Genomic DNA, 23,437 nt, shown 5'->3' with positions numbered 1-23,437 from the left:
TTCACTTTATCAAGTGTGTTGTTATTGATGTAATAGTTGTTGTTTGCTCAGTAATTCTTCTTCCGTTTCCACATTTTCTTCATCCGGAACACAGCAATCAACAGGGCAAACGGCTGCACATTGAGGTTCTTCGTGAAATCCTTTACACTCCGTACATTTATCAGGAACAATAAAATAGTACTCGTCTGAAATCGGTGCTTGCTCAGCATTCGCGTCTACCACAGTACCACTGGTCAAGGTAACTTCTCCTGCCAAACTCGTTCCTTCACTGTAATTCCAATCAACGGCTCCTTCATAAATGGCCGTGTTGGGACATTCTGGTTCACATGCACCACAGTTGATGCATTCATCGGTTATGATAATAGCCATGTTTATCTTTGTGTTACTGGTTATTGAATAAATCCTACCCCCGAAGTATTGTTGGTTTTAGGATCAATTAAAATAAAAGCACCATTGGCCTTATGCTGTTCATAAGCATCTACAGCCAGAGGTTTACTCACCTTTATCTGCACTTTTCCTATTTGGTTTAGCTCCAATGCCGTTGGTGTTGGTGTCGCTCCTGAAAAATCGGTATGAATTACACTGTCCAAACTCGTTATTTTTGCTTGAGCATCCGTCACCCCGTGCTTGATATAAAATTTAGCTCCAGGTGTGAGGGCCGCTTTATCCATCCAACATACTGTAGCCTCAAAGGATTTTGTCACGGTCGGTGGGGTTTCGCTTTTCACCAACAAATCACCTCTACTGATATTGACATCGTCTTCCAAGGTGAGCGTAATGGAGCTCCCTTTACGTGCCCATTGGTATTCCTGATCGAAGAAATGAATGCTCTTTACTTTAGAGGTGGTTCCCGAAGGTAAAACAGATACCTCATCACCAACCTCTATATCACCTCCATATAGCTTTCCTGCATAGGCTCTAAAATCGTGATACTCTTCAGTTTTTGGTCTGATTACCGTTTGTACAGGAAACCTCGCTACTCCAGCTTCTTCCTCCTTACTCACAGCGGCTACCTCTTCTAAGTACTCCAACAAACTCGGACCATGATACCAATCAATTCGAGCCGATTTCTCGACCACATTATCTCCGTGCAATGCCGAAATTGGAATGAAGTGTAACTGTTGCTCACTAAAATTACTCTTAGCCGCCAAATAACTTATTTCTCCTTTTATCTGTTCAAACTTATCCTCTGAAAAATCAACGAGATCCATTTTATTGATAGCGATAATCACATTCGGAACGCGTAAGAGATTATTGATAAAGAAATGTCTATAGGTTTGTTCGACAACACCGTTTCGCGCATCTACCAAAACTATTGATGCGGCGGAATTCGATGCTCCTGTTACCATATTTCTCGTATACTCAATATGACCTGGAGTATCGGCAATGATAAAACTGGTCTTCGGTGTTGAAAAATAGATATGGGCCACATCAATAGTGATTCCCTGCTCGCGTTCTGCAACTAGCCCATCTGTCGCCAAAGAAAAATCTAGATAATCAAATCCACGTTGTTTACTTTTCTCTCGTATGGCTTCTAATTTATCATCTGTTAATGATTGGGTATCGTATAAAATACGACCTATTAAAGTACTTTTCCCATCATCAACGCTCCCTGCTGTTGCTATTTTTAATACGTTCATTTTATTATTTTTAGGTCGTTGTAGTTTTTTTAAAAATATCCTTGTTGCTTTCGTTTCTCCATGGCTGCTTCGGATCGCTTATCATCAATACGAGCTCCGCGCTCAGAAATAGTAGACACTCTAATTTCTTGTACGATGGTGTCGATATCCACGGCTTCTGACAGTACTGCTGCAGTACAGCTCATATCTCCCACCGTTCTGAAACGGACCATGCGTTCTTCTACCAATTCCTCATCTTCTCTGTACACTACTTCATCATTGGCTGACCAAATGAGACCATCACGAATAAACGTCGCTCTTTTGTGTGCGAAATAAATGGATGGTATTTCTATTTTTTCTTGTTGTATGTAAGTCCACACATCCAATTCTGTCCAATTTGAAATCGGAAAAACACGAACATTTTGTCCTAAATCGATGCGTCCATTTAACATATCGAACAATTCAGGTCGTTGGTTTTTCTCATCCCACTGTCCAAAATCGTCACGTACCGAAAAAATACGTTCTTTCGCACGCGCCTTTTCTTCATCTCTTCGGGCTCCTCCGATACACGCATCAAAGCCAAACTCTTCAATAGCATCTAGTAACGTTTCTGTTTGAAGAGCATTTCTACTTGCGTACTTTCCTGTTTCCTCCTTAACTTTTCCTGCATCAATATTGGTCTGTACTTCTCGTACGATAAGCTCTACGCCTAATTCTTTCACCAAGCGATCTCTAAACTCAATGGTTTCAGGAAAGTTATGCCCCGTATCAATGTGCATTAACGGAAACGGAATTTTAGCTGGATAGAAAGCCTTTTGTGCCAATCGCACTAAGGTGATGCTGTCTTTCCCACCTGAAAAGAGCAAGACGGGTTTTTCAAATTGCGCGGCTACCTCTCTTATAATAAAAATAGCCTCACTTTCTAATGCTCCTACTTGTATACTATTTGTATTCATAATTCTATTTTTTAAATATGTAAACCACATTCTCTATTACTCTCTACCTTCGTTGGATCAAAATATTTAAACTCATTGGGTAGCTTATGTTCTTCTAAATAGGCGTCTAAAGCTTCGTCTGACCAATGGTAAAAAGGACTTACTTTTAGCACTCCATCCTTGCTTACGGAAACGATATCAATGCTATCTCTAAACGCTGTTTGTCCTTTGCGTAAATTGGTAAACCAAACTTCTGGTTGGTATTGCTGCATTGCGCGTTGGAAAGGCTCTAACTTTACTTGCTTCGTAAACGCTTCGTGTTTAGGATCATCTACGGTAGGTAACCCCAAGACTGCATTTCTATGCGCAACCGTTTGTTTCGGTACAAACAAACGAATCGTCAGGCTCAATTTTTCAATGAGGTCCTCTGCATGTGCATAGGTTTGAGGTGTATTGTAACCTGTATCACACCAAATTACATCAATGCCAGGCTGCTGCTTTGTAACCAAATGCAAAATAGCTCCTTCGTAAGGGCGGAAATTTGTAGTGATTACTGATTTCTTATTCAAAGCTACAGCCCAGGCTACAATCGCTTCTGGTGTTTGATTTCTTAACTCGTTGTTTATCTGTTTTAAATCCATAATTTTTACACTTATTTTTTACCCCATTTAATCTTATTCCAAACGCGTTCGTGAAAAAAGTACAAGAGCATTTTTGTTACCAACTCTACTGCTCCTATTGAAAAGGCAGTGGTCATTTGTCCTGTTATAATCCAAGAAATCAATACGGTATCGATGGTACCAACCACCCTCCAACTAATTGATTTCACGATGCTTCGTATCGGCTTTTCCGACTGCTTATCGCTATTAAAATCGGTTTTATTTTCTAGTATTTCGTCTACAATCATTTTTAAAACACCTTTACCCTATCGGAATAGTAGGTTTTAGAGTTGGCAAATATAAAGACTCTTTTCAAATATGAAAGAACTATTTAGTAAATTAACAATTATGTAACATGTTTACACTAGGTCTGCTAGGGTTGTATTTCTCAAAACCTCCAGTGTATTGTCGCGAACTTGAATCATTAACTTGTGTACTGCGCAGGCATCTTCGTCCGGGCAATCGTCACATTTCTCATAAAAATTCAAGCTTACACAGGGTACCATGGCTATGGGACCTTCTAGGGTACGGATAACTTCGGTCATTTTAATCGCTTCAGCGGACTTCAACAAATAATAACCGCCTCCTTTTCCCTTTTTGGCTCCGAGAACGCCAGCTTTTCGTAAGGTAAGTAATATGCTCTCTAAAAACTTATGTGAAATATTCTCTGATTCCGAAATGGTTGCAATTTGTACTTTGGTCCCTATTTCTTGTTTGGCAATGAATGTCAATGCCTTTATTCCGTATTTAGTTTTCTTAGAAAGCATATTACAAAAATACACTTTTTTTTATCCTAGCTATCGAGTGCTTGTTTTAAATCGTCAATGACATCCTCAACGTGCTCTAAACCAACAGAGCAACGCACGAGGCCGTCAGTAATCCCCACCTCTAAGCGATCGGCTTCACTCAACTTGCTATGTGTTGTGGACGCCGGATGGGTAACGATGGTTCTGGTATCTCCTAAATTTGCTGAAAGCGAACACATTTTGATATTGTTCAAAAACTTCCTTCCTGCATCAATCCCTCCTTCAATTTCGAAGGCGACGATACTTCCCCCAAAGCGCATTTGCTTTTTGGCGATATCGTAGGCTGGATGGCTTGGCAAAAACGGATATTTAACCTTCTTAACCGCCGGATGCCCTTCTAAATACTTCGCTACTGCGAGTGCATTTTGGCAGTGTTTCTCAACGCGTAGTGAAAGTGTTTCCAAACTCTTTGACAATACCCAAGCGTTAAAAGGAGACAAGGCAGGTCCGGTATTTCTGGCAAACAGGTAAATTTCTCGAATTAAATCGGCACGTCCTACCGTAACGCCACCTAGTACTCGTCCTTGTCCATCAATTAATTTAGTAGCCGAATGAATGACCAAATCTGCACCAAAATCAATGGGATTTTGCAGGTACGGCGTTGCAAAACAATTATCAATCACCAACAATAAATTGTGCTTTTTAGCCAATTTCCCCAACAGTTCCAAGTCTAACACATCTACGGCCGGATTGGTAGGACTCTCTGCATAGAGAATTTTTGTATTCGGCTGAATTAGCTGCTCTAAGGTATCGAGTTCGTCTACTTTAAAGTAGCTGGTTTCAATATTCCACTTCGGGAAATACTTGGTAAACAAACTGTGGGTAGAACCGAACACCGATCGAGAAGACACAATGTGATCTCCGGCATTTAACAGCGCAGCAAAGGTCGAGAATACCGCTCCCATTCCGGTTGCAAAAGCATAACCTGCCTCCGCTTTTTCCATGGCGACAATTTTATTCACAAACTCCGTAGTATTGGGGTTTGAAAATCGGCTATACAAATTCTTATCTCGTTCCTCTGCAAAGGAAGCTCTCATATCTTCTGCATCTTGAAAGACAAAACTCGAAGTGAGGTACAACGGTGTTGCGTGTTCATCAAATTGGGTTCTCTCAGTTTGCGTGCGCACGGCTAAGGTTTCGAACTTATCACTCATCGTTACTATTTTTAATAGGTTTAGTTGTTGTTTATCAATCGTAAAATATCGCCAAATACTCCACGTGCGGTCACTTGTGCTCCTGCACCAGCTCCCTGAATCACAATAGGCTGGGTTCCGTACGAATCGGTATATATTTCGAATATCGCATCCGATCCTTGTAAGCTTCCCAAGGGAGAGCTTTCCGGTACCGAAACTAAGGATACTTCCAGTTCGCCTTTGGCTTGTTGTAAATCACCGTACAGGTCGCCGATGTAGCGCAGCACATGCCCTGGTTGCTGCGCTTTCTTCAGTTGATCAAAACCGCTATTTAATACTTTTAGATTATCTAAAAACCCATCAACTGATATATCGGCTAAATCTTTTGGAATTAAATTTTCTATGCGTATATCACTAAATTCATTTTCTAAATCGAGTTCTCTTGATAAAATCAAGAGTTTTCTGGCCACGTCGTTTCCGCTCAAATCTTCTCTAGGATCTGGTTCTGTATACCCTTTTTCGATGGCTGCTTCCAGTACTTCTGAAAAGGAAACATCTTCTTTTGAGAACCTGTTAAACAAGTAGCTCAACGAACCGGAAAACACGCCGCGTATACGGGTGATGTTTTCACCTGAATCGTGCAGTAACTTAATGGTATCAATCAGTGGCAATCCTGCTCCTACATTGGTTTCATATAAATACTGCTTTTTGTACTTATCCAACTGACCGCGTAAATTTTTATAAAAGTCGTACGAAACCGTATTGGCAATTTTGTTCGAGGATACCAAATCAAAACCAGCTTGTATCAATTGGAAATAGTTTTTTACAAACGACTCACTCGCTGTATTATCCACCGCAATTAAATTCTCTAAATGATGTTCGCGAGCATACGAAATTACCTCTGCAACTCCAGACTCCACCGTTGGCGAGGCTGCTAACTGCTGTTCCCAATTACCCGAAATTCCATTCTTATCAAGTACTACCTGCTTTGAATTTGCAATCGCTACAATAGACAGCTGCACCTTTCTTCTCTTTAATACTGTTTCGGTTTGGGCTAAAATCTGTTCTATAAGAGCGCCTCCCACCAGTCCTTTTCCAAAAATTGCGATGTTAATCTTTCTTGCTACACCAAATACCTGACCGTGAATTACATTCAAGGCTTTGGTCAGCTCTGCTTTGCGCACTACCATACATACGTTTTTCCCCGTTATGGTATTGTTAAACAACAACGGAACCACCTGATTCTTTATCAAGGCATTATAAGGCTGATGAAACTCACTTAAATCCTGCCCGATAATCGATATGACAGCTACATCTTCAAGGATGGAAACTTTGCTCACATCTTTGGTATACAGTTCGTGTTCGAACTCAAATTCCAATGCCTTTACTGCCTCCTCTGCTTGTTGCTTGTCAACTACTAAGCCGATTCCTCTTTCTGACGAACCCTGTGAAATAATACTCACACTAATTCCTCTATTACTCAAAGCCTTAAAAATACGGGCGTCAACTCCTACTTTTCCCAATAAGCCCCTTCCTTCAAAGTTCAATAAAGCCACTTGTTCGAGAACTGAGATTGATTTAATCCCTTTTGCATTGGATTTAGAGGTGATCAAAGTTCCTTTATCTGCTGGGTTAAATGTATTTACGATACGAAGGTTGATATTTTTCTCCAACAGCGGAATGATCGTTTTTGCATGTAAAATATTAGCACCAAAATTTGCCAGCTCATTGGCTTCAGAATAGCTCAACTCTTCAATCTTTTGAGCATCGGCAACGAGGTCAGGATTTGCTGTAAAAATACCGTCTACATGGGTGTAATTTTGAAGCTCTTCCGCATTTAAATAATTAGCGATCAACGACGCCGTATAATTACTTCCATTTCTTCCTAAGGTAGTGGTTTCATCCTCCAAAGTAGAAGCGATAAAACCTGAAATTACAGGAATTTTCTCCACGGCCTTAACTTCGAAAAATTGCTCCACATTTTGTTTTGAAACATCGAGTAATGGTTGTGCATTTCCAAAATTCCCATCCGTTTTTAACAGGTGTCTGGCATCTGTAGCTACAGCTGGAATTCCTTTTTGCTCCAACAATTCTGTCACCGTTTTTATGGATAACAATTCTCCTTGTGCTAGGATTTCATCCTTAATTTTTGACGAATAATCTCCTAAAAGTCCTACTCCTGCTAGCAATTGCTCTATTCTTCCGAACTCTTGGGTATAATCTAACAAAGGCGTTAATTTCGATTGTTCGTATTTAAAAGCCTCTAGCTGATCTTGATATATTTCGTTTTTTGCTGCTTTTTCAAGGAGTTGCTCAAGAGTGTCTGTCGCATTCCCTCTTGCAGATACAATGACTGCAATTCGCTCTCCTCCATGAACTTTCTTTTCTATGATATCGACAACTTTTGCAACACCTTCATTCGAAAGTGACTTTCCTCCAAATTTTAATACTTTCATTTTTCGTGAATTTGACGTATCGTCAATTATTTTTGAAATGATTTTTTTTAATTGTTTGTACTCTATTAAAAACGCATCGTGTCCGTGAAGCGAATTAATTTCATTGTACGTAATATGTGGGTGTACTGCTGCTAAATCTCGTTGTGTTTCTCGATTCTCTTCTGCAGTAAAAAACAGGTCAGAATCCACACCTATAAGATGAATCTCTGCTTGGATAGACTCCAGTACTTCGCGCGAACTGCGCCCTCTCGTTACATCAATCGTTTTTAACAACTGATTCATCAATTTGTAAGAGGCTAACTGGTAACGCTCTTGTAATTTTTTTCCGTGATGTAAAAGCCAGCTCTCAACATTAAATACTGCTAGCTCCTCGTTGACCGAACGTTGGAACCTATTTTTAAAAGAGGCTGGTGTTCGATAGCAGAGCATGGCATGCATACGCGCATCGTGCACTGGTTCTTTTGAGTTGGTTAAAATTTGCTCTTGAATTTGACAGTTTGCGATGAGCCAATCTGTGGATTTCCAATCCGTTGCGATCGGAATCAAGTGTTGGGTAATTTTCGGTTGCAACACCGCCATTTCCCATGCAATACCTCCTCCCAAGGACCCACCTATCAGTGCGTACAACGACTCGATACCGAGGTGCTCCAAGCCTTTCAGAAAAATTTTTGCTATATCTCGAGCTACTAAATCTTTGTAGTTTTCGATGATAAAACCGTCGTATCCATTACCTGGAATGTTAAAACAGAGTACAGAAAACCTTTCTGTATCAATAACCCCCTTCGGACACACCAAAGCACTCCACCAACCTGATGCTCCTGCCACCTCACTGTTTCCTGTCAAAGCATGATTGATCAGAACCACAGGAGCAGTACCCAAAGGCTTACCAAACAACTGATAACTTAACGGTAAATGATGGAATTGGGCACCGCTTTCTGCGGTATATTTGAGTAATTCAATACTGTGTAAATCTTGCTTTACTGCCATTACGAGACCTATTTTTTAAACGAGTACTGTTTTTTTTAGTTCGCTGAACGCTGCTTTTAAATCAGATTTTAAATCTTCTAGATTTTCCAATCCAACCGAAAGACGTATCAAATCGGGTGTAACCCCAGTACTTTCTTGTGATGCCGTATCTAACTGTTGATGTGTTGTACTTGCCGGATGAATGATCAGTGATTTGGTATCTCCTATGTTTGCCAGTAGTGAAAAGAGTTTTGTTGTATTGGCAATGGTTTTCGCTGCCTCAAAACCTCCTTTTGCACCAAAGGTAACGATACCACTTTGTCCTTTTGGCAAATACTGATCGGCTAATTCTTTGTACGAGCTCGAAGCCAAGCCCGGATAATTCACCCACGCTACTTCTTCTTGCTGTTCCAACCAAGTTGCTAGTGCTAGCGCATTTTTACTGTGTTGTTGAATTCTTATATCTAACGTTTCCAGTCCTTGTAAAATATTAAAGGCATTGGTAGGGCTAAGTGCGCCTCCAAAATCTCGTAATCCTTCTAAAATTAATTTAAACGTAAACGCAGCTGCCCCCAACGTTTCGTGGTATACCAAACCGTGATACCCTTTTGAAGGCTCTGTAAATTCAGGAAAGTTCCCGTTCGACCAATCAAAATTCCCGGCATCAATAATTACCCCACCTAGAGAATTCCCTTGCCCTCCAATATATTTCGTCAGTGAATGAATTACGATGTTAGCGCCGTGTTCTATCGGGTTTAACAAGGCTGGAGTGGCAACGGTATTATCTACTATAAAAGGAATTCCTGCTGTTTTGGCTACGGCAGCTATGGCTTTCAAGTCCAACACGTCTAGCTTCGGGTTTCCGAGTGATTCTACGAAAACAGTTCTCGTATTTGCTTGCACCGCCTTCTCAAAATTCTCTGGATCACTTGGATCGACAAAAGTGGTAGTTATCCCCAAACGAGGTAAGGTTACATTGAGCAAGTTATACGTACCTCCGTACAGGCTACTCGAAGCAACAATATGATCGCCGCTTTTTAGTAACGTGAGCAATCCCGTTGCGATGGCCGCTGTCCCCGAGGCGAATACTACCGCTCCGACCCCTCCTTCTAAAGCCGCCAGCCTGTCTTGTAAGATTTGATTCGTCGGATTGTTTAAACGGGTATAGATAAACCCTAGTTCTTTTAACGAAAATAAATTTGCCGCATGATCTGCGTTGTCAAAAACATACGAAGTTGTTTGATAAATTGGAACGGCTCTTGTTCCACTTGTACTTGTTACGTCATGTCCTGCGTGCAACGCTTGGGTTGCGAATTGTTGTGTACTCATTTTTCTTGTTTTTTGAGTTAATTAAAAATTAAACCAAAAGCCAAAACACACCCTAAGGTGTTGCTTACTAGAAAAATGTTATTAAGAAATTACATAGAGTTCCCTGTAGTATAAAAAGGAAACTTCTTGTGTTATCTATCCTAATTGTCTGTGACAACTGGTAGAATTTAGCACCTTCTTTGCATTGCGCAAAGGGTTGCTAAGGCTTCAAAGGGTCTAATCCCTCCACCTTTCTTGATAACATCGTCAATAAGTGTTTGAACTTTTACGAGTACAAAGATTTCAAAATAAAAAATTAAAATCCAAACATTATTTTATTTTTTTTCAAAATGTTTCCTTGAGTCCTTGCTATTTCACGAATTTAAAACGCAACTCAACAGGCAGGTGATCAGAGGCTTGACCAAATTCTTTAAGTACTTTACCCTCCACTTCAAGCAAGGTTTTTTCTGTAAAGAAAATATAATCTAATCGCTCAAAAGGCTTCGCTGTATCAAAAGTTAAATCGTAATTATCTTTTGAAAAAGCAGCATTTCCTATCCCCGGAGCATCAAATAATTCTTGAACTACTGGATCGGTATATTTCGGATCACTATTGAAATCTCCCAATAAAATTGTTGGATAGGAAGCGCTGTATTTTTTAAATTCCTTCATTACTGCTGCCAACTGAATTGCACGTGTTTTTTTATCGAAAGCCTCTAAATGGACATTCAACAAAACCACATCGCGATTCTCTATCGTCACTTTTACCACTTGTAACAAACGTTCCAAATAAAAAGCATCTCTATAAAATGGGCTATCCTCGACGCGAGGCAATACGATGCGTTCATAATCTTTAAGAGGATACTTACTCAAAATCGACTGACCTGAAACCACTTTTCCAAAATGCATGCTCGGTGGCCAATAGGGAAATGGTAAATAACGTTCGTCCCAATTTACTCCTTTCGCAATGTATTTATACCCGAGTTTTTCAATAGCCTCTTCTTGGTTTACTTGATGCGATCGTTCAGCATCGTAATCGATTTCTTGCAGGGCGATAATATCTGGATTCACTTTTTCCAATGCTCCTAAAACTCGTTTTAAATGCGTGTCAAATAAAGATTTTGGTTTTTCTACAGCTTTGTTGTTCGTCATCCCACTCAAATACCCAATATTATAAGTAACAATACTGTAAACCGAATCGGTATCGACAGCTGTTTCAAACGAATTTTGGCGCAAACTAGCATAGGATGCACTATCGAGTGTGGACGAAGATGCCCAATAAAAAAACACTGTTGAAATCAATAATAACATCACGAGAAGACCGACTAAATAAGATAAAAAACGTTTCATTGGAAACTTGTTTTAGATTAATTATAACTACTTAATTGAACATTGCGATTACTAAAAAATTGTTAATAATCTCCCTCAAATTTAAACCTTTTTACTTTAGGGTAGTCATAGAGGTGTAATTAAAATTAATAGTAAAGATGAAAAAAGTAATTGGTTTTTTAATATTCGTATTAAGTTATTCAACTGCCGTTCAGGCACAGCGTGGTGAACGCGCAATGGATGAGGAAAGAAATCCGATGACCGTAGCACAACAAGCCACCATCGCAGTCAAAAAAATGACACTGCGATTAAACTTAAACAACGCACAACAACGCAAAATTCAACCTTTGTTAGAAGCTCAGATTGCCGATAGAAGAGCTATGAAAGAACAGCGTAAAGCCTTAAAGAAAAAGAAGGCAAAACCAACCGCTGATCAACGTTTTAACGCTATGAATGCTCGTTTAGACAAGCAAATTGAATTCAAACGCGCCATGATGAACATTTTAGATGAAAAACAATTTGAACGTTTTGAAAAGACCATGATGCGTAAAAAAATGAAAATGACGAAACGCATTAAAAAAGAAAAACACAAACGCAACCGAAAACTCAGAAGGGATCGCGACCACCGCGATGAATAGAATCACTTTGTTAGTGATGGCTTAATTGACACCCGACGTTAATTAGCTAGTAGATTAGTTTTGTAAAGGCTCGATTAAAAATCGAGCCTTTTTTGTTTTTTTAATACATCCTGAACTCGCAGTTTATACGTCCTACCCACTGGAATAGTGGTGCTCCCGATGCACATCCGATTCCCTTCAATAACATCTACTTTCTCCAGTGAGACCGCAAAAGATTTGTGTACCTGAAGAAGCCCCCTACCTGACAGTAACTGTAGTAAATCAGTCAAACTGGTTCGCAACGAAAATTCTCTAGACAGGGTGACTATTTTGCAATAGTTCCCAACCGATTCTACATAGCAAATTTCACGAGGACGCAATTGAACGTGTTTCCCTTTTACTTTGAAAAATAGCGGTTCTTCCGAGCTTTCAGTAGTTGGTACACGCTCTGGGACCTCTGTCATTACCTTGTTTACCGCCTTTAAAAAACGCTCAAAACCAAATGGTTTTAATAAATAATCAACGACGTTCAGTTCATAACCTTCCAAAGCATGTTCTGCATACGCTGTCGTAACTATCACTTTTGGCGTATGTGATAAGGTTCTTAAAAAGTCAAAGCCTTTTAGCATCGGCATATTTAAGTCTAAAAAAATGAGGTCAACAGTATTACTTCCTAAAAAAGCCAACGCCTCCACCGCATCGTAACAACTTTTCGCCAGTTGAAAATCAGGGATTTTATCACAATACCCTCGAATAATTTCATGGGCTATGGCTTCATCATCAATAATTAAGTAACGTGTCATACCTTCAGTATTAGCTCTGCAGTAAATTCGTTTTCCAAGGTACAAATTTTAAATTCATGCCTATCCGGATATACCAATGCCAGGCGTTTTTCCAAGTTGTCCAGTCCCACTCCGGTTGTATAAACCCCAGTTTCTTCAGGTACATTATTTTTTATCAAAAATCGCACTTGTCCTTTACTAGCTGTCAACACTATCGTTATATACGCCTCTTTACGCAGCTTTTCAACGCCGTGTTTAAAGGCATTTTCTAACAAATTGATAAATACCAAAGGCATAATTTCATAGGAATCACTATCGATATTTACTTCAAAGTTTACGGTAACAGACCGGTGGTAACGCATGCGCTGAAGTGCTATAAAACTCTCGCAATACGAAATTTCTTCCCGTAACGAAACACGCGCTGCCTGTGCTTTATATACTCCGTAGCGCAGCAGCTCTGACAATTGCAGTACCACCTCTTTTGCTTGATTCGTATCCTTATCTATTTCACCGTAAAGCTTGTTTAACACGTTGAACAAAAAATGTGGATTTACCTGTGATTTCAAGTAGTTCAGCTGGCTTTGCTTTAAGGCTTCTTTTATCGAAAAATAGGATTGTAACTGTTTAAAGAACCACACAATTCCGAAAACAAATAGCAGGCAGTAATAGCCTATAATTAATAGACTTAACACTATCGGCGTGTCAGCAAACAAGACTACAGAATCTTTACTTAAGATAACCAATTGATAAAACAAGCCAACTAAAGGCCCCAATAAACTCACCAAGACAATTCCTTTCCAGCTGAGCATACGCTGTCGTAATTTCCATTTTTTCATAGTTCAAAAGTAACTTCCCAAAAGGACAAGATATAAAAGTTGGGACAAACAACCCGATTTCGTTACCAACAACAGTCATAGACCACCCTGTAACAAAACGCATCGCTCAACCGTTGTTTCGGTAAAATTTGCTGCTGTATAGCCCATGAATTTTAATGTGAAGCACACGGCCTTTAGGTTTGCTAAAAAACAAATCTTACTTATGAAAACACGTATTATTACCTACTTAAAGCACGTCATAGGAACCTTTATATCTCTGTTGGTCATTGGCTTACTAGTGCTACTTAGCCTAAACGGAAGTATTGGAGGAAGTTTAGACAGTAAAGCAAAAGAACTTCATAACGAAGGACCTTATGTCTTTTTAGAAAACGACAGTACGGCACTTATCAACTACCTAAAGGGAAATAAAACGGACGGCTTCCGTTGCAGCACTCAACGGGTAGCCTTAAAAGATAGACAAGCGCTGTCTTGTTACTTTGCCTTAGAACCTTCAACGTTTAATTTCACGCTGGAAAACCTCCCCGCAGTTCCACCTGCTAGCTATACAGACCAAGAGCGCATACTCGCTATTTCAGATATAGAAAGTGGATTCCAAACCTTTAGAGACTTTCTGATTGCTCATGGTGTTATTAACAAGCAATTGCAATGGACTTTTGGAAAAGGACATTTGGTATTGGTCGGTGATTTTATGGATCGCGGAAATTCCGCAACGCAAGTACTTTGGTTTATATATAAACTAGAACAAGAAGCCCAAAAATTGGGAGGTCAAGTTCACTTTATTCTCGGTAATCACGAACTTAAAAACCTCGCAGGAAACTACCTAGCTGCCTCAAAAAAATACTTGGGTGTCGCGACCATTTTAGAAATCAATCCCGGATTACTGTGGGGTAAGAACAGCTTTTTAGGACAGTGGATCGCCACCAAAAACAGTATCGAACGCATCAATGGAACCCTGTTTACTCACGGAGGTATGCATCCTGACATTACGACCTACAACCTTGAACTCTCCACCATCAACAACATCGCAAGAGAGAACTATTTCCAAGGCTATTACCCCCGAACAACCCAAGGAGCATCGGATTTTATCAATTCGACCAAAACGGGAATCTCTTGGTATCGCGGTTATTTTAAAAGTGACTTTCAACCCGAAAAGTTAGGCCCAATGCTACAAAAATATCAGGCGAAACAAATCGTTGTCGGGCATACCATTCAACGACGTGTACAAAAACTATACGACGGACAAGTCTATGCTATCGACGTAAAGCATCCTAAGGACTATCAGTCTAATTGGCCTTCTAAATCCTCAGAGGGCTTGCTCATTAAAGACGGAAAGTTTTTTCGAGCCTTTAGTGATGGAACCCTCGAAGCATTGTAAAAAAAGGGACATCCGTCCCTTTTTATTTATTCTTGAAACCAACTGGCGTACTTGACGTAATTGTTGGCTATTCTGTCAATTTCACCGGATAGTAACTCCTCTGAAATATCTTTAACCTTCACCGCTGGAACACCGGCATAAACACTTCCTCTTTCTACACGAGTATTCTTTGTCACTACGGCACCTGCCGCTATGATAGAATTCGATTCTACTACACAATCGTCCATGATAATACTTCCCATACCTACCAAAACATTGTCGTGGATGGTACAACCGTGTACGATAGCATTATGGCCTATAGACACGTTATTTCCAATGGTTGTCGGTGATTTTTCAAAGGTAGCATGGATTACTGCTCCGTCCTGAACGTTTACTTTATTGCCCATTTTGATAAAATGTACATCACCGCGAATAACGGCATTAAACCAAACGCTACATTCCGCTCCCATTTGTACATCTCCTACGATGGTAGCATTTTCAGCTACGTAGCAATCATCAGGAATTTGAGGGGATTTCCCTCGTACTGCTTTTATAATTTTCATTTATTTAAAATACGATAATAAGTTTGCTTTTTTCGTTGCCGAAACCATAATTTCTTGTCCGTTTTCCAACAAAACACTCCCTCCTTTTCCTTTGCGGTACTTTACAATGGTATTGATGTTTACCAAATACGACTTGTGAACTCGAACAAACGGATACTCTTGTAAAAGGGTTTCAAAATACTTTAAGGTTTTACTAACCAAACGTTTTCCCGATGTCAAATGTACCTCTGTATAATTATCATCTGCCTTACAGTACACAATATCATTGACATCGATTACTTCAAAACCATCTTGCTGTGGCAAGGTAATTTTTCCTTTTGTAAAGCTCGTATTTGCTGTTAACACCGTATTTTCAAGAGCTACTTCGCGCTCCTTTACTTCCACAATGCTCGCCACGGCCTTGATTAAATCGTCAATCGAAATAGGCTTTAACAAATAATAAGAAGCGCGATTGTTCAGCGCTTCAATTGCATAATGATCATAAGCTGTTACAAAAATCGTTTCAAAACTGCGCTCCGGCAATTGTTCCAATAAATCGAAACCCGTTCCATACGGCATTTCAACATCTAAAAACACCAGGTCTGGTTGGGTACTTTCAATCAGTTCTTTTCCATCTTGAATATTATCTGCCTCCCCCATACAATCGACATTAGGGCAGTATTTTTTCAGGTAATTCTTTAAGATATCCCTACTTATTTTTTCATCTTCAATAATAATTGCTGAAATTTTCACAGTGTCATTTTTTTAAGTTCTAACAAAACTACGGTTCCCGATCCATCGGCTTCCGCATCCATAATACGTACGTCAATGATGTCTGAGTACATATCATTCATAATATCAATGCGATTTTTAATGGTACTCATCCCCTTAGATTTTTGTTTTAATTGATTTTTAGTTTTCATTTCCATCGACTTCTGTCTGCCTACACCATCGTCTTCAATTCGGATGCGCAACACATCGTTTGCTGCTAACTCCATATATATCGACAATTGTCCTTTATCCTTTTTGTATCGCAAACCGTGCCAAATAGCATTCTCTATATAGGGTTGCAATAGCATAGGAGGTATGGAAAACGAGTCTTGTGGTATATCCTCTTCGATACGCACTTCGTAATCAAACTTATCTTGGAACCTATTGTGCTCTAGTTTTACGTACAATTGTAAGAGTTCAATCTCTTTGGAAAGGGGAATAAAATCTTCTTCTGAATTTTCCAGTACCGATCGCATCAAAATCGAAAACTCTGACAAATACCTATTGGCACTGCGCTCATCATTCACCGCGATAAAACTGTTCACAGAGTTCAGTGCGTTAAATATAAAATGCGGATTCATTTGTGAACGCATGGACTTTAACGCGAGTAAGTTGTTGGCCAATTTTTGTTGGCGGATGTAGCGAAATAAAAAATACACCAAAAAGCTAATAAGCAGCATCATTCCAATGAGTGAATAAATGATAACTTGCTGTTTCCTATTACTTTCGTTGGTCAATTGTTGATCTTTATAGGCCAGATTTATTTTACTTTCCGAGAGTTCTCGATCTTTTTCCAAGCTGGCAATGCGATTTTGCTTCGCTGCTATTCGCTTGTTAAAACGTTTAATCTGTTGCAGTTCCTGCTCTTTTTTAACATATAACGAATCTACTAATTCTACGTATTCTCGGTACACTTTAAAGGCTTTGGAATAGGCACCAACCGATTCATATACCTCCGACAGTTTACGTGTCGCATCCTTTTGTACTATCAAATCTTCACTCTTGTCCGCTTCTACGATACTCTTTTCAAAAAACGGAATCGCTTTGCCGTATTCGTCTTTCAATAAATACGCATTTCCAATTTTATAGTTGATTTTTTGCGAAGTAATGGAGTCGACCAGCGATTCCTTATCTTCTACGTTCATCGAAACACCTTCGGTCTTTTTTAAACTGTTTTTTCGCAATTCTATTTCATCGTCGTAACGCTGAGAGATATTAAAAAAATTAGCTACTTTTTCTTCTTCCTCCAATGAGCGCTTTAGGTTTTCTTTGTGGGCGAGTTCTAAGGAATTTTGAAATAGCGAATCTGCCTCAGTTATGCGACCTTGTTTGGCATATACTTCTGCCAATTTAGAATTGAGGTCCGTAATTTTGGGCCTGATTAAATTTTCGTTCGCTGTAATCAAGGCCTTTTCAAAATTGATTACCGCTGCAGCATAATCTTCTTTAGCCATGGCTACATCACCTAAACCTTCGTACATCAATACCGTGTTGTACTGACTCTTATTTACCCTGAACAGCACTCGATACGATTTCTCACTCGCCTCGAAATCACCGTGCAAAAACTGAGTCCTCGCCAATAACAAACGAACTTCAATATCCTCCTTTTCACGCAAGGAAGCCTCAAAGTTCTCTATAGCCAAATCGTACTGTTTCCAATAACTGTAAATTTGACCTAATACTTCAAGTGACTTCGCCTTTCTGGCCGGGCTCAAATCTTCCTTGAGCATGAGCTCGACATACGATAAACTCTTATCGATACTTCTTTTTTTGTAATAACGTGCTGAATCCAAAAAATTTTGGAAGAGTACATTAGAAGCACTCCCTTTTGATTTTACTAAGCTGTACCACTTTTTGCGTTTACTTTTCTTTCGTCCGCGTTTTAACGGTTCTGGCACTACGTAAATTTTAATCTTCTCCTTTGATTTTATCGTGTGATATACCGTTTTAAAATCTGGATGTCGTACTACCAGCTCATCATTAATTCTGGCTCTGATCAAATACCCTTCCCAAATCATATCATACGAAAAAATCGCACCATTAACACTGACATCCGCAGTACTTATAAGCTTGTCGTTTTCCTTGTCAAGAATCTTAACTTCTACTACAAACTGTGTTCCTTCCGATGCATCCGTAGACTCCGATTGTTGCGCCAATATCCCCTGAAAACTCAGGAGCATTACAATAAGACAAATTTTCTTCCACATAGGTTTGTACATTATAAAAGCAGTTGTATTCCGAGCGTAAACTTATCATCAAAAAATCGATAAAAAAAATCGCCTTTTCAAGAAACTCGAGAATACACTTGTAAAAATACCGCTTTTACTCATTTGTTTTCCTTTTTAACTAGCCTATTTAGGGCGGTCACTCATTCTGGCTTTTCATTACCAAAGCTTCACAGTAGTTTTATCCCATCCCAATCAACTAGCAAACGTAAAAGAGTACCAACACAAACACGAATTGTATGAATCAACCTATGTTAAAAAAGACCTTCATCACTTGTCTTATGTTTTGCGTGACTAGTATTGCCAGCGCAAAGCCCCATACCACTGCAGCCTCTCCCGTTATACAGGTCGCACTTTTACTAGATACCAGTAATAGCATGGACGGCTTAATTAATCAAGCCAAGGCTCAACTTTGGGAAATTGTCAACCAACTTTCGTATGCAAAAAAGAACGGAAAAAATCCGCGCTTACAAATTGCCTTGTACGAATACGGAAATAGCAGCTTGTCATCGAGTCAAGGGTATTTGCGACAAGTATTACCCTTTACCAGCAATTTAGACGAAATTTCTAAAGGATTGTTTTCCTTAACGACCAACGGAGGCGACGAATTTTGTGGTCAAGTGCTGCAAACAGCGGTGTCTCGATTAGATTGGACGCAGAAAACAGCCGGTTTACGTATGATTTTTATTGCAGGAAATGAACCTTTTACGCAAGGTCCTGTACATTATAAATCGGCCTTAGCCGATGCCGACGAAAAAGATATCACAGTAAATACTATTTTTTGCGGCGACTATCAGCTAGGAGTTCAAGGAAGTTGGAAAACGGCAGCAATGTTAGGAAAAGGCGATTATTTAACGATCGAGCACAACAAGAATATTGTCGCTGTTGAAACGCCCTATGATCAGGAGATTTTACAGCTCAACCAAACACTGAATACCACCTATCTGTACTACGGAAGTTCGGGCAGGAAAAAAAGTAAAAATCAGAGTGTTCAGGATTACAATGCACTCACCGTACACCAAGAAGTGCTCGTAAAACGCGCGGTAAGTAAAACTGGATATTTATACAGCAATGGCGACTGGGATTTGGTAGACGCCTCAAAAGACAAAAAATTCGATTTGAACGAGTTAAAATCGTCTGACCTCCCCAAACAATTACAAAACAAAACCGAAGAAGAACTTAAAACAATCATCAACAACAAGGCGAAACAGCGCAGCGATTTGCAACGTCAAATACGCATATTAAACAAAAAAAGAAACGCTTATATAGCCAAACATCAGAAAGAGAAAAACAACGCCGACGAGTTGGAAAATGCTGTGATCACAAGTATAAAAAAGCAGGCCACGAAAAAAGGCTTTTCGTGGTAGCCTAGTTGATTGGTTGAAAAAAGCGAAGTAGTAAACTACTTCGCTTTTTGTTTATTGTACCAACAAGTGTTGTCCGATACTGAGGTTGTTATTTTTTAACCCGTTGACTTTTTTAAGCTGATCAACACTCAAATTAAATCGCTTGGCTATTGAATACAGCGTATCTCCTTGTTTTACTTTGTAATATTTTCCAATACTGTAAGACGGAGTAGTCACTTTTTTCATTTTTCCAGGTTTTATACGATCGTATTTCGCCAAATTATACTTTTTGATAATCCCTATCAGCTTTTGTGGGTAGCGTTTATCAGTCGCATAACCCGCTCTTCGCAATCCGTATGCCCATCCTTTATAATCGGTGTGCTTTAAACGGAAAAGACTCGCATAGCGCTTTCGCGTCAGTAAAAACTTTGAGTGATCTTCATATGAAGATTCTGGGTATTTGTACTTTCTAAAACACTCGCCCTTTTCATCGTCATCATGGGTCACACTTTTTCCTTGCCAACCTCGGTGACATTTAATTCCAAAGTGGTTGTTTGATCGGATAGCTAGAGGGCTGCGTCCGCTTCCTGACTCCAGAACTCCTTGGGCTAAAGTAATACTTGCAGGAATGTTGTACTGATGCATTTTTTTGACAGCAATAGGTGCGAACTTTTCAATATAAGCAACCGTATGGTTGGTGGTTGTCTTCGTTTTCTTTTGAATTTGTTCTAGCTGTGGTATTTCAGGTACTTCTTCTCGTTCTTCAATTATCACAGGTCGTTGCTTACTCACCACGCGTTTGCTCGATCCACAACTCGCTAATACGCTTGCCATCACTAGCAGTAACAGGTACGATGTATTCCTTGTACTCATTTCTATCCCTCTTTATACGATTAGGTTCTTATTTTTCTTTTTTAATTGTTGATTGATTCCTGCAATCCCTTGTAAGCCTCCCGTGTGCACTACCAGTATGCGCGTACCTGGTTTAAATTGATCTTTGGCAATCATATCAAACAGGCCAAAGAGCATTTTTCCGGTATAAATAGGCTCCAACGGAATTGAGGTAGCCAATTTAAACGCATTGATAAAAGAAATTAATGCGTCATTCCACTTCGCGTAACCTCCAAAGTGATACTCGGAAATTAATCGGTATTGTTTCGTGTTATCTGTAACGAATTGCTTCAACTCCGCTTGCAGGAAATCACCTTTTAATGCAGGAAACCCCAATATGTGTTGGGTAGTTTCTGCAGCATTGATAATTCCTGACAGGGTTCCCCCTGTACCAACTGCAGCACAAATATAATGGAATTTTTTATCCTCTTCGCTAAGGATTTCCTCACATCCCTTCACAGCCAAGGTATTTGTACCGCCTTCTGGAACTAGGTAATAACTCCCAAATTCTTCTTCAAGTGCTGCTAAAAACTCAGGGGTTGTTTTACTTCGATAGGCTTCGCGAGAAACGAACTTTAAATGCATACCTTCCGATACTGCGTGTGCTAACGTGGGATTCTGCTGGAGAAGTTCAGGCATTTTTGCGGCCAATTCCTCCCCGCGAATCACGCCTACAGAGGGTATTCCGTAATACTTCCCTGCAGTTGCCGCCGCCGCAATATGGTTCGAATAGGCTCCTCCAAAAGTCAAAAGAACTTTCTTTTGCTGCTTCAGCGCCTCTAATACATTGTACTTTAGCTTTCTGAATTTATTTCCCGATACTATTGGATGTAACTCATCTTCTCTTTTTATCACCAAATGGATCCCCTTTGCCTGTAGCAGTGGATGGGTAATAGACTGATTTCTAGAACTCGTTTTTCCTGAGAACAGCTTATTCAAAATCGCTTAATTTTTCTTCTATTTCTTCCCACTCTTCCATCAATTGGTCTACTTCTGCCTTTTTAGCTTTGTAGTTTTCAAAGAAGTTCTCTTGTGAGGCTACTTCGTCATAATTCTCGGCAAGAGCTAGGTCTATTTTTGTAATTTCTTCCTCCAAATCGGCAATGAGCTTTTCAATTTTACCGATACGATTTTTCATCTTTTTTACCTCCTTCGCCTGTTCCTTTGACAGTTTGTAAGCTTCTTTCTTACTTGGGTCTTTTGTTTCTTTCACCACCGTACGCAGTTCCGCATCGCGCAAACTTTCCATTTGATGCTGCTCCAAGAAATAATCAATATCTCCCAAGTATTCTTTTACGACCTTGTCTTTAAAGCCGTAAACAGTGGTTGTTAAGCCTTGTAAAAAGTCCCGATCGTGCGATACGATGATAAGCGTTCCATCAAAGTTTTTAAGCGCTTGCTTTAGCACGTTTTTCGAAGCTATATCAAGGTGGTTGGTAGGCTCATCCATGATGAGTACATTAAACGGTGACAACAGCAATTTACACAACGCCAACCTGTTTCGCTCTCCCCCAGATAGCACTTTTGCTTTTTTGTCTACCGCTTCTCCACCAAAGAGAAATGCCCCTAACATATCGCGTACCTTAATTCGATTGGTATCATTGGCGGCATCCTCCATAATTTCCAAAACGGTTTTCTCTGGTGGTAGGTGTTCTGACTGATTTTGAGCAAAATATCCTACCTCTACATTATGTCCTAATTTCAAACTACCGTCAAAAGGTATTTCTCCCACCATCATTTTTGCCAAGGTAGATTTTCCTTGTCCGTTTTGTCCGACAAACGCAATTTTACTATTGCGTTCAATCAGTAAATCTACTCCGGATAGCACCTGCTTCTCTCCGTAATTTTTAGACAAATTTTCTGCCTCAACAATAATTTTTCCGGGTTCTTTGGAAATTTCAAAACGCACATTCATCACTGCATTATCGTCCTGATCGACCTCAATGCGTTCTACCTTATCCAATTTCTTAATCAGCGATTGGGCCATTGCAGCCTTATTGGCTTTGGCTCTAAACTTTTCGATTAATTTTTGTGTATGTTCTATTTCCTTTTCTTGATTTTTTTGCGCCTGTAACTGTTTTTCTTTGATTTCATTGCGCAATTTCAAAAATTCAGAATACGGCTTTTTATAGTCGTAAATTTGCCCAAGAGAAATTTCAATGGTGCGATTTGTCACGTTGTCCAAAAACATTTTATCGTGCGATACTAGCACGATGGCTCCCGAATAATTTTTCAAAAAATTCTCCAACCATATAATCGACTCTATATCCAAGTGGTTGGTAGGCTCATCCAGCAATAAAATATCGTTGTTCTGCAACAGGAGTTTTGCCAGCTCTATACGCATGCGCCACCCTCCTGAAAAGGTATCAGTCAACTTGTCAAAGTCTTCTCGTTGGAACCCTAATCCCTGAAGTATACGCTCTGTTTCTCCTTGGTAATTATACCCTCCTAACAATTCATAGCGTTCTGACTTTTCGTTTAAATCGATCATCAGTTGGTTGTAGCCTTCACTTTCATAGTCGGTGCGTTCTGCTAGTTGGGCATTGATTTCTTCCAAATCGAGCTCAATAGCTTTGATTTCAGTAAATGCCTGATACGCTTCTTCCAAAATGGTGCGTCCTTGTACAAAATCGATATCTTGACGCAAAAAACCAATCGACACGTCTTTGTCAAATGCCATGGTTCCTCCACTACTTTCAATATCTTTAGAAAGCACCTTTAACAAGGTAGATTTTCCCGCTCCATTTTTTCCAATAAGTCCAATTCTATCTCCTTTATTTAATTTAAACGTGATTCCTGAGAACAAATCAGTTCCCATAAACGAAACAGTTAAGTTGTGAACGTTTAGCATATATTTTGATC

The 23,437-nt window shown here is 39.6% G+C and carries 21 protein-coding genes and 1 riboswitch; of the genes, 3 read left to right on the top strand and 18 right to left on the bottom strand.

Annotation, left to right across the window (positions count from 1 at the left end; all coding sequences use genetic code 11):
• Positions 1–21 precede the first annotated feature (21 nt).
• The 10 genes from ACKTS5_RS05390 to ACKTS5_RS05345 all read right to left on the bottom strand — a co-directional run bounded on the left by ACKTS5_RS05390 (position 22) and on the right by ACKTS5_RS05345 (position 11,232).
• Positions 22–369: a 4Fe-4S dicluster domain-containing protein gene (locus ACKTS5_RS05390; RefSeq protein ID WP_408042823.1), complete on the bottom strand. Its 348-nt coding sequence runs from the start codon at positions 367–369 to the stop codon at positions 22–24.
• Between the two features lie 20 nt (positions 370–389).
• Positions 390–1,640, bottom strand: a complete 1,251-nt coding sequence (locus ACKTS5_RS05385) for a sulfate adenylyltransferase subunit 1 (RefSeq protein ID WP_408042822.1) — start codon at positions 1,638–1,640, stop codon at positions 390–392.
• Positions 1,641–1,669: 29 nt separating this feature from the next.
• Positions 1,670–2,575 carry a sulfate adenylyltransferase subunit CysD gene (gene cysD / locus ACKTS5_RS05380; protein WP_408042821.1) on the bottom strand — a complete coding sequence of 302 codons (906 nt, stop codon included), beginning with the start codon at positions 2,573–2,575 and terminating at the stop codon, positions 1,670–1,672.
• An 11-nt stretch (positions 2,576–2,586) separates the two neighbouring features.
• Positions 2,587–3,195, bottom strand: coding sequence for a phosphoadenosine phosphosulfate reductase domain-containing protein (locus tag ACKTS5_RS05375; RefSeq protein ID WP_408042820.1), 609 nt, complete (start codon positions 3,193–3,195; stop codon positions 2,587–2,589).
• Between the two features lie 11 nt (positions 3,196–3,206).
• A complete protein-coding gene (locus ACKTS5_RS05370) occupies positions 3,207–3,461 on the bottom strand; it encodes a DUF2061 domain-containing protein (protein WP_408042819.1) in 255 nt (84 codons plus the stop codon).
• 111 nt (positions 3,462–3,572) lie between these two features.
• Positions 3,573–3,980 (bottom strand): RrF2 family transcriptional regulator, encoded by a 408-nt coding sequence (locus ACKTS5_RS05365; protein ID WP_408042818.1) that lies wholly within the window; start codon positions 3,978–3,980, stop codon positions 3,573–3,575.
• Between the two features lie 26 nt (positions 3,981–4,006).
• Positions 4,007–5,173, bottom strand: coding sequence for a trans-sulfuration enzyme family protein (locus ACKTS5_RS05360; protein ID WP_408042817.1), 1,167 nt, complete (start codon positions 5,171–5,173; stop codon positions 4,007–4,009).
• Between the two features lie 20 nt (positions 5,174–5,193).
• On the bottom strand, positions 5,194–8,595 hold the full coding sequence (gene thrA / locus ACKTS5_RS05355; RefSeq protein WP_408042816.1) for a bifunctional aspartate kinase/homoserine dehydrogenase I: 3,402 nt from the start codon (positions 8,593–8,595) through the stop codon (positions 5,194–5,196).
• Positions 8,596–8,610: 15 nt separating this feature from the next.
• Positions 8,611–9,903, bottom strand: a complete 1,293-nt coding sequence (locus ACKTS5_RS05350; protein ID WP_408042815.1) for an O-acetylhomoserine aminocarboxypropyltransferase/cysteine synthase family protein — start codon at positions 9,901–9,903, stop codon at positions 8,611–8,613.
• A gap of 128 nt (positions 9,904–10,031) precedes the next feature.
• Positions 10,032–10,147: riboswitch (SAM riboswitch) on the bottom strand.
• 104 nt (positions 10,148–10,251) lie between these two features.
• The gene (locus tag ACKTS5_RS05345; protein ID WP_408042814.1) at positions 10,252–11,232 is read right to left on the bottom strand and encodes an endonuclease/exonuclease/phosphatase family protein; all 981 of its coding nucleotides are present in this window, start codon (positions 11,230–11,232) and stop codon (positions 10,252–10,254) included.
• Between the two features lie 137 nt (positions 11,233–11,369).
• Between ACKTS5_RS05345 and ACKTS5_RS05340 the strand changes: the two genes are divergently transcribed.
• A complete protein-coding gene (locus ACKTS5_RS05340; protein WP_408042813.1) occupies positions 11,370–11,849 on the top strand; it encodes a hypothetical protein in 480 nt (159 codons plus the stop codon).
• A gap of 74 nt (positions 11,850–11,923) precedes the next feature.
• Here the strand turns inward: ACKTS5_RS05340 and ACKTS5_RS05335 are convergent, their stop codons facing one another.
• Positions 11,924–12,631 (bottom strand): LytR/AlgR family response regulator transcription factor, encoded by a 708-nt coding sequence (locus ACKTS5_RS05335; protein ID WP_408042812.1) that lies wholly within the window; start codon positions 12,629–12,631, stop codon positions 11,924–11,926.
• Positions 12,628–13,446, bottom strand: coding sequence for a sensor histidine kinase (locus tag ACKTS5_RS05330; protein WP_408042811.1), 819 nt, complete (start codon positions 13,444–13,446; stop codon positions 12,628–12,630). Before ACKTS5_RS05330 ends, ACKTS5_RS05335 begins: the two co-directional genes overlap by 4 nt.
• A gap of 202 nt (positions 13,447–13,648) precedes the next feature.
• On the opposite strand from ACKTS5_RS05330, the gene ACKTS5_RS05325 reads away from it, so the two are divergent.
• Complete coding sequence (locus ACKTS5_RS05325) at positions 13,649–14,821, top strand: metallophosphoesterase (protein WP_408042810.1); 1,173 nt, start codon at positions 13,649–13,651, stop codon at positions 14,819–14,821.
• 26 nt (positions 14,822–14,847) lie between these two features.
• Here ACKTS5_RS05325 and ACKTS5_RS05320 read toward each other — a convergent pair whose 3' ends face one another.
• Genes ACKTS5_RS05320 through ACKTS5_RS05310 form a run of 3 tightly spaced genes read right to left on the bottom strand, consistent with a single transcriptional unit; the run spans position 14,848 to position 18,320 of the window.
• Positions 14,848–15,363 carry a gamma carbonic anhydrase family protein gene (locus ACKTS5_RS05320; protein ID WP_408042809.1) on the bottom strand — a complete coding sequence of 172 codons (516 nt, stop codon included), beginning with the start codon at positions 15,361–15,363 and terminating at the stop codon, positions 14,848–14,850.
• Positions 15,364–16,095, bottom strand: a complete 732-nt coding sequence (locus ACKTS5_RS05315; protein WP_408042808.1) for a LytR/AlgR family response regulator transcription factor — start codon at positions 16,093–16,095, stop codon at positions 15,364–15,366.
• A complete protein-coding gene (locus ACKTS5_RS05310; protein WP_408042807.1) occupies positions 16,092–18,320 on the bottom strand; it encodes a histidine kinase in 2,229 nt (742 codons plus the stop codon). The genes ACKTS5_RS05315 and ACKTS5_RS05310 overlap by 4 nt, the downstream gene beginning before the upstream one ends.
• Positions 18,321–18,577: 257 nt before the next feature.
• Between ACKTS5_RS05310 and ACKTS5_RS05305 the strand changes: the two genes are divergently transcribed.
• Positions 18,578–19,705, top strand: a complete 1,128-nt coding sequence (locus ACKTS5_RS05305) for a vWA domain-containing protein (protein WP_408042806.1) — start codon at positions 18,578–18,580, stop codon at positions 19,703–19,705.
• A gap of 51 nt (positions 19,706–19,756) precedes the next feature.
• On the opposite strand, the gene ACKTS5_RS05300 is transcribed toward ACKTS5_RS05305, so the two are convergent.
• Genes ACKTS5_RS05300 through ACKTS5_RS05290 form a run of 3 tightly spaced genes read right to left on the bottom strand, consistent with a single transcriptional unit; the run spans position 19,757 to position 23,426 of the window.
• Positions 19,757–20,557, bottom strand: a complete 801-nt coding sequence (locus tag ACKTS5_RS05300) for a glucosaminidase domain-containing protein (protein ID WP_408042805.1) — start codon at positions 20,555–20,557, stop codon at positions 19,757–19,759.
• 12 nt (positions 20,558–20,569) lie between these two features.
• On the bottom strand, positions 20,570–21,514 hold the full coding sequence (locus ACKTS5_RS05295; RefSeq protein WP_408042804.1) for a 1-aminocyclopropane-1-carboxylate deaminase/D-cysteine desulfhydrase: 945 nt from the start codon (positions 21,512–21,514) through the stop codon (positions 20,570–20,572).
• Positions 21,507–23,426: an ABC-F family ATP-binding cassette domain-containing protein gene (locus tag ACKTS5_RS05290; protein ID WP_408042803.1), complete on the bottom strand. Its 1,920-nt coding sequence runs from the start codon at positions 23,424–23,426 to the stop codon at positions 21,507–21,509. The genes ACKTS5_RS05295 and ACKTS5_RS05290 overlap by 8 nt, the downstream gene beginning before the upstream one ends.
• Positions 23,427–23,437: the final 11 nt, after the last annotated feature.

Origin of the sequence: Tenacibaculum litopenaei (assembly GCF_964514025.1) — a bacterium.
Taxonomy (GTDB): domain Bacteria; phylum Bacteroidota; class Bacteroidia; order Flavobacteriales; family Flavobacteriaceae; genus Polaribacter; species Polaribacter litopenaei.
This window is presented reverse-complemented; position numbering and strand designations above follow the sequence as displayed.